This window comes from Moraxella lacunata (genome assembly GCF_002027545.1).
Lineage (GTDB): Bacteria > Pseudomonadota > Gammaproteobacteria > Pseudomonadales > Moraxellaceae > Moraxella > Moraxella lacunata.
The window spans coordinates 1-6,629 of the sequence record NZ_MXAN01000127.1 but is presented as its reverse complement, the minus strand read 5'-3'; the positions used below and the strand labels follow the sequence as shown (position 1 = coordinate 6,629).

At 46.5% G+C, this 6,629-nt stretch carries 7 protein-coding genes; 2 read left to right on the top strand and 5 right to left on the bottom strand.

The features are described 5' to 3' along the window. Positions 1-66: 66 nt before the first annotated feature. Positions 67-1,626: a DUF389 domain-containing protein gene (locus B5J94_RS13495; RefSeq protein WP_062500687.1), complete on the bottom strand. Its 1,560-nt coding sequence runs from the start codon at positions 1,624-1,626 to the stop codon at positions 67-69. A 145-nt stretch (positions 1,627-1,771) separates the two neighbouring features. Then, complete coding sequence (queA, locus tag B5J94_RS13490; protein WP_062500685.1) at positions 1,772-2,821, bottom strand: tRNA preQ1(34) S-adenosylmethionine ribosyltransferase-isomerase QueA; 1,050 nt, start codon at positions 2,819-2,821, stop codon at positions 1,772-1,774. 177 nt (positions 2,822-2,998) lie between these two features. Here queA and B5J94_RS13485 point away from each other — a divergent pair, with 177 nt between their 5' ends. Both B5J94_RS13485 and B5J94_RS13480 read left to right on the top strand, forming a co-directional pair. Further along, positions 2,999-4,246 (top strand): NnrS family protein, encoded by a 1,248-nt coding sequence (locus B5J94_RS13485; RefSeq protein WP_062500683.1) that lies wholly within the window; start codon positions 2,999-3,001, stop codon positions 4,244-4,246. 64 nt (positions 4,247-4,310) lie between these two features. After that, positions 4,311-5,489, top strand: coding sequence for an Mrp/NBP35 family ATP-binding protein (locus B5J94_RS13480; RefSeq protein ID WP_062500681.1), 1,179 nt, complete (start codon positions 4,311-4,313; stop codon positions 5,487-5,489). Positions 5,490-5,538: 49 nt separating this feature from the next. Here the strand turns inward: B5J94_RS13480 and B5J94_RS13475 are convergent, their stop codons facing one another. The 3 genes from B5J94_RS13475 to B5J94_RS13470 all read right to left on the bottom strand — a co-directional run. Then, positions 5,539-6,111: a rhomboid family intramembrane serine protease gene (locus B5J94_RS13475; protein ID WP_062500675.1), complete on the bottom strand. Its 573-nt coding sequence runs from the start codon at positions 6,109-6,111 to the stop codon at positions 5,539-5,541. After that, on the bottom strand, positions 6,102-6,257 hold the full coding sequence (locus B5J94_RS14300; RefSeq protein ID WP_156471078.1) for a hypothetical protein: 156 nt from the start codon (positions 6,255-6,257) through the stop codon (positions 6,102-6,104). The genes B5J94_RS13475 and B5J94_RS14300 overlap by 10 nt, the downstream gene beginning before the upstream one ends. Before the next feature lie 112 nt (positions 6,258-6,369). After that, positions 6,370-6,629 (bottom strand): transposase family protein (locus tag B5J94_RS13470; protein ID WP_143822009.1); only part of this gene is annotated, 260 nt, incomplete at its 5' end.

Sequence of the window (6,629 nt, the reverse complement as noted above, 5' to 3'; positions counted from 1 at the left end):
TGTGGTTTATGGTATCTACATTGGTAAATTTAAGGTCTATACGATTAACAATAGAATCATATAGACCTAATTTTTCGCCACTTTTTGCAAATTTTTGATGTCATCAGGGCTTAATTTTAGCTCGCTTTCATCGGTGGGTGTGGACTGTATGACCACCTCTGGCACAAAGCGGATTTGTAATTTGATGACCCTATCATCAAGTGTGTCTTTGGCAAGCTTTTGAATTTGTCTTTCTAATTCAACCGCTTGTGCCTGATTTGGTGTGATGAGCCCTTGAATGACCACCCTTAGCGTGTGGGCTTTTTTCCCTTCATGCGTAAAACTGTGTGATACCAAATAATTGGCTTGATTTTGAATGCTTTTTTCAACCAATGCAATACTTTGGCGTTCAAATTTTTGTTCATTTAAGTTTTTACTAAAATTAACCGTCAAATAACCACCAACGACAATCAAAGCAATCAATACAGCACTGTTTCTTTTTAAAAACAGTGCAATTTGCCCCAATTTGCCCACCTCATCATCATTAAGAATTCTGCGAAACCCTGCAAACCACAGCACCAAAGCGTTGGTAAACTGAATGGCAAGCATGTTGGTCAAGGCCAACAAAAATGCTCCCCAAGCCAATAACAGATGACCAGATGCCAGCAAAATGCCACTGGCTACCAAAGGCGGAACAAGAGCAGTTGCTACCGCCACGCCAACCACCGCCACCGATAGATTTGGTGACACCATGGCATAAGCTCCTGCCGCACCGCCTGCCAACGCCACCATCAAATCCATGGTCGTCGGCGATGTGCGTGCCAAAATTTCAGCCGTCATGACGTTATCACCATGCAAAAACCCAAGCCCCATGCCAATGACATAAATCACAAACACCCCACCAATGAGTGTGATGAGCGATGTTTTAAGCAATGATAAGCGGGCATCAATAACAGCAAGAGCGGCACTGGTGATGGGCGAGAGCATCATCGCCACAAGCATGGCTCCGATGACCACCGCAGGTGAGTTGGCAAGCAATCCATAACCTGCAATCACCGCTGACAGACCATTCATCATAAAGAAAATTTTGGTTGGCAATGCCCCCGCTTCAATGTTAATACGAACCTCTTTATGGTCTATGGTTTTTTGGCTGTGCTTTTTGGCGATGAGCATACGGACAATATCGGCTTGTTGTTGCTCTATTTTTTGTGCCTCTTCATCGGCTGCTGGGGCATTATTTTTTAGGTCATTATCTTTTTTATTATCGGTAGATTGATGACTTATGGGGATGCTTGTCGGTCTGTCTTGTCTAAGATTGTCTGGTTTTGTATCATTTTTTTGTGGATTTGACACCTCTTTTGATGTCTTTGATGTGATGACTTTGGTGTCATTATCTGTTTGGGCAGTGGCATCTTCTTGATTGTCTTTGTTGGGCGTGTCATGGTTGTCTACTTTCGCCTCTTTGTCTTTGTCATCATTTTTGTCTTTATCATCACTTTTCTCATTGGCATTATCAGACAATTCATCATGAACCGTTTTGACAATCTTATCAAGCTCAGCATCATCAATGCCTTGTTTTTTAAGCTCTTCAAGTTCGTCTTGACTAAATTCAACGTCATCATTTTGAGTATCTTTATTGTCGCTCATAAAAAACCTTATTTGTTAAAATCGGTTAAAATTGTGATATCGGTAAGAGATTTTAAAAATAAACTGCCTGCAAAACCCCAATTTTATTGGGTTCATTGGGTTCATTGGGTTCATCGGTTTTGTAGGAAATTAATAACATGGCAAATTAAGCACCATCTAAAATCATGGCATCGCCATAACTAAAAAAACGGTATTGCTCACTGATGGCATGGGCATAAGCATGCTTGATGTTATTTGTACCTGCAAAGGCACAGACAAGCATAAGCAGCGTTGATTTTGGCAAATGAAAATTGGTGATGAGTCTATCTACCACACCAAATTCATAAGGTGGATAGATAAAAATCTGCGTATCACCACAAAATTCGGTAAGCTGTCCATCCACACGGTGCAAATGGGCGGTCTCCAAGGTGCGAGTTACGGTCGTCCCCACGGCAATGACTTGTCCGCCTTGTGCTTTGGTGGCATTGATTTTATCAGCGGTGGCTTGGGGCAAGTGGGCGTATTCGGCGTGCATGACGTGGTCGGTCAAATCGTCCGCCTTGACAGGGGCGAACGTACCCGCCCCCACGTGCAAGGTAACAAAGGCAATCTCTACCCCTTTATCAGCAAGACGCTTCAAGGTCTCATCATCAAAATGCAGGCTGGCAGTCGGGGCGGCAACGCTTGCCTGTTTGGCCGGGTCATGAAACACCGTCTGATAACGGGTGTCGTCCGTGTCGTCTGCCGTGCGTTCAAAATAAGGCGGAATCGGCATTTGCCCATAACGCTCCAAATCCGCCAAAATCGGTGCATCAAATTGCAAAATAAACAAATTCTGTGCCCGTCCGCACATGACAGCACGAATGCCCCCGTCTGCCAGACTCACCGCCTGCCCCACCTTTAACGCACGGCTAGAGCGTACATGGCAATGAGCGATGTTTTGTTCGTGGTCGGTAATGCGTTCTATCAGAACTTCCACCGCTCCGCCTGTGTTCTTGACCCCGAACAGACGGGCTTTCATGACTTTGGTGTCGTTTAACACAAGCAAATCGCCTTTGTTTAACAAATCAGGCAAATCGGTAAAATGAAGGTCGGTAAGTGTATCGCCTTGAACGTGTAGCAAGCGAGAGCTTGAACGCACGGCAAGCGGATAACGGGCGATGAGTTCATCGGGTAGGTGGTAGTCAAAATCGGCGGTGAGTAGGGGTGTGTTCATGATGTGGCTGTGTTACAATAAAAATGGCTTATTTTATCAAAAAGCCTAGCGATTTGCTTGTATTTCTCATGTTTGCAAACTGGCATTTCTCATGCTCCAACTAAGTCTTTTGGCTAAATTGCAAAGTCGGCAAAAAAGGCGTATCATATAACAATTATTTTTAATGAATGTTTTACCATGCTGATGAATATCCAAAACACCGCCCCACGCCCTACATCGCCCCACCCCATTTTAAATTTGGGTTTTCGCATATTTTTTGTAGGGTCGGCAGTCTTTGCCATACTTGCCATGTTGCTGTGGCTTGCCATTTTACAGGGATTTGCCCCTTTTAAAGGTACGTTTAACCCTTTTTATTGGCACGCTCATGAGATGATTTTTGGTTATGCGTTGGCGGTCATTGCTGGCTTTTTATTGACCGCCGTCAAAACATGGACAAGTCAACCCATGCCCTATGGTTGGCATTTGGGGGCGATATTTGGGGCATGGGCGGTCGCTCGCTTGCTTTGGCTTGGGCTACACGCCACGCCAAGCGTTGCCATGCTTAGTGTGGCTTTTGTGTTTGATTTGCTCTTTTGGGGCATGACCGCCTACTCGGTCATCAAAGCGGTATGGGTCGCTCGCCAAAAACGCCAAATCGGTATCGTTGCCAAACTTACCCTGCTCATGCTTGCCAACATCGCCTTTTATGCAGGCGTGTTTTTGGACAGCACGACCACACAACAAATCGCCCTGTATGGGGCATTATATCTCGTCATCGGCGTGGTATTTACCATTGCCAGACGGGTGTTGCCGTTTTTTATCGTCAAGGGTATCAGCGTGGATAATAACGGCAAACCCAACGGCTTAAATATAGAACAAAAAAATTCGGCACTATTAGACAGAATGAACCTAGTGGGATTTTTTGGCTTTATCGTGTTTGATTTGTTTGTCAAATCACCCATGCTCGCCAGTGCCTTTGCCCTGATTTGCGTGATTGCCAACATTTGCCGTCTTAAAAATTGGTATCACCCTGCCATTTGGCAAAAACCGCTACTGTGGTCGCTTGTCATCGCCTTTGGGGGTATGACCGCAAGTTTGGCATTCTTTGTGGTATTGCCTTTTGTTGAGACGAATATTAATGTGCATTCGCTCGGCTTGCACGGTTTGGCTCTGTTTGGCGTGGGACTGATGACCGTTGCCATGATGGCTCGGGTGTCGCTTGGGCATACAGGGCGAAACATTCATCAACCCCCAAAAACCGTGAGTGCGATATTTATCCTGATGATAATCTCTGCCCTGTGCCGTGTGATCATGCCAATGTTTGGCGGTGATTATATGACGTGGGTGCTTATCTCACAAGTGGCATGGGTGCTGTCCTTTGGGCTATTTTGTGGGTCGTATGTGGGCATTTTGGCAAAACAACGCACCGATGGGCTATTTGGCTGATAGGCAAGGATTTTAAAACATGATAAAATGATAAAATGATAAAAAAGTTACCAACGAGACAACTATGTTTAACCCTTTTAAAAAGAAAATTCACATCAACATGAGCGACATTGACAAGGTTTTGCAGGATTTTCGCCTGTATGGTCAAGCCTTGCCGACTTTTATTGATGATAAATCCTTGCATGATGACACGCTAGACATCGCCCTAAGAGTGCATAAGAACGCCGACCAAGCCGAGCTTGAACAGGTTTATCATGACCTGCGTGCCAGATTACATCTCATTGGCGTGGCAGAAGTGAATTTAAATGTCGTCTTATCCGACAAAGTCGCCCCCACCGCCAGTGCTGTGCAAACCCACACGCCCCAGTCGTCAAATCAAACCCCAAACCAAATCCCAAGCCACACCGCAGACGACACCCCCACCAAATCCGCCCCCAAACAATCAGACATCGCCCCCCACCCCCGCATTCGCCACATCATCGTGGTCGCCAGTGGTAAAGGCGGTGTGGGTAAGTCCACCACGACCGTCAATACCGCCCTTGCCCTACAAAAGCTCGGCAAAAGGGTCGGTATCCTAGATGCGGACATCTATGGCCCGTCCGTGCCTGATATGTTAGGCGTGGCAGGGGTCAAGCCTGCCGTTGAAAATGACCAATTCGTGCCGATAGACGCACATGGTATCGCCATGCTCTCCATTGGCAATTTGATTGAGAGCGACAACACCCCTGTGGCGTGGCGTGGGGTCAAGGCGACAGGGGCGTTAATGCAACTGTACAGCCAAACCAACTGGCCCACGCTTGATTATCTCATCATCGATATGCCCCCCGGCACAGGCGACATTCAGCTCACGCTTGCTCAGCGTATCCCTGTAACAGGGGCGGTCATCGTTACCACGCCACAGCACATCGCCCTGCTGGACGCCCAAAAAGGCATGGAAATGTTTTTAAAAACTGATATTGCCGTCATTGGCGTGGTCGAGAATATGGCGTTGCATACCTGCACCAACTGTGGTCATGTCGATGCCATTTTTGGGGCGGACGGCGGAACAGAGCTGGCAGAGAGATACCAAGTGCCACTTTTGGGGCAACTGCCACTTGCCACCGACATTCGCACGCAAATGGACAAAGGCGAGCCGTCCGTCATGGCAGGCGATGAGTTTGCGGTGTATTATGAAAACATCGCCAAAAATATTGACACGCATATTGGCAAATTTGACAAAGGGGCAAGCGGGCGGATTTTTTAAATGGTATAAAATAACATGCATTTATAAATGGTGCGTGGCTTTGGCAGTTTTACCACCCTGTTACCACGCCATTCATCATCTGCCACACCCCCATCATGGCAATGATGCTCACCACCGCACACAGGGCAAACACGCCTTGACTGGTGCGACCTGACTTCTGATTCATCACATGACACAGCCCTAGCACCACCCCCATCATCATACCCCCAAGATGTCCTGCCACATCGATACCGGGTATGGCAAAGGTCATGACAAAATTAATACCCATGATGAGTGCCAAGCTCTTGTTATTTAGTCGCCACTTCTTTGCCGAGCCGAACATTGACAAGGTCAAAAGCAACATACCCAGCCCCATGATACTGCCCGACGCCCCTGCCGACAGCCCCACCCCTTGCACGCCCTGCTCTTCTATCCGTCTTAGGGTCGTGTATAGGTTTAACAGATTGCCCGCCACCACCGACAGCAAAAACACCACCAAAAACCGCCACCATCCCAATATCTGCTCACTAACCATGCCAAAATAATACATGGCAAAACTGTTAAACAACAGATGAATCACCCCAATGTGCAAAAACCCTGCCGTCACCAGTCGCCACGGCTCATCGATGAGCGTCAATGGCAAAAAATTCGCCCCGTAGCGATCAGCTCTTGCCCTGTTTGCTCGTCAATGTTTACCCCATTTGCGACCTGTACACCCATCACCGCCACAAAGCTGATGATAAGCAGTAAGGTTGTCGGGGCGATTTTAAAAAGTTGTGTTAAGGTCATGGCGATAAAATGGTAAAAAGTGAAAGTGAATTGGCGGGATGATTTTTGTTACACCCCCCCCCAACCCCAAATATGCCACAATACCCTAACATTCAGTAGACCTCTTTCCAAACTACCCCAGCTCAAAATTATAAATCGCAGAAATTAGATTCACCCTTAATCCAAATCTTTTTCTGCGATTGCGGTAGCGACATGATAAGATTTTAAAACACTTGAGTTTCCCAATGACATGTTCATTGGTTACTCGCTTGGATGATAACTTGCGATTTGCTTTTTTATCTGCTTTGGTTAAAGGTTTAAGTTTTGTCTTTTTCTTTGGTAGTTGGCTATTTGCATGAGTTTGTTGTATGCCTTGATAGCCTGAATCTACTT